The organism is Bradyrhizobium sp. 132, from assembly GCF_023074185.1.
GTDB lineage: Bacteria > Pseudomonadota > Alphaproteobacteria > Rhizobiales > Xanthobacteraceae > Bradyrhizobium.
The window spans coordinates 1-596 of sequence record NZ_JADPKY010000149.1 but is presented as its reverse complement, the minus strand read 5'-3'; the positions used below and the strand labels follow the sequence as shown (position 1 = coordinate 596).

Annotated in this window: 1 protein-coding gene; it reads right to left on the bottom strand. The window is 66.3% G+C overall.

Annotation, left to right across the window (positions count from 1 at the left end; genetic code table 11):
* Positions 1-337: 337 nt before the first annotated feature.
* Positions 338-596: hypothetical protein (locus tag IVA74_RS32290; protein ID WP_247351034.1), on the bottom strand; the 259-nt coding region annotated here is incomplete at its 5' end.

The following is a 596-nucleotide window of genomic DNA, read 5'->3' as shown; positions in this document are numbered from 1 at the left end:
CCAGAAGGCCGCGCACTCGCTGCTGCATGGGCCCCGGCTCTGCAGCGCACCGCCAAGAGGCGCTGCGCTGCGTCCGGGGCACGAGATCGTTGTTGAATGCCTGACATGGGCTCGCATCCTCGCGGCGTGTTTCGCCCGAGCTTTGCTTCGTCGCTTCACCCTCAATTGAAAGAGGGTGCAGGGAAGACCGGGAGCCGGCTGGCTCCTATTGATCCGCTATGCCAGGAGCAGATTGCGCTACATTGCACAGCGGGAAACAGGGCAACCGGAGCATCCCGGCCTTCCCTGCGCAATGGTTGGAACGGCTTATGTCGTGCTCTCCCCGGGGAGCGATGCACTATTGCCCCCGTCGCCCTGCGGATGGCTGATGCGCGCGGTCCGGTCGGACAGCACACATCACCGCAAGACTTGGCGCACAGACCCCGGGCGCCAGGACGACACGATTTGGCCGTACGCCGATCACACCGGTCGTGCGCGCGACGCCTTCGCTCACGGCTCTCCGCCCTGCGAAACCATTCGCGCCGATGTGATCGGCGTCCACCGCCGCCCGGCCCGCGTTCGTGACGATCGCGATACGCCCCTCTTCCTTGGGCCGG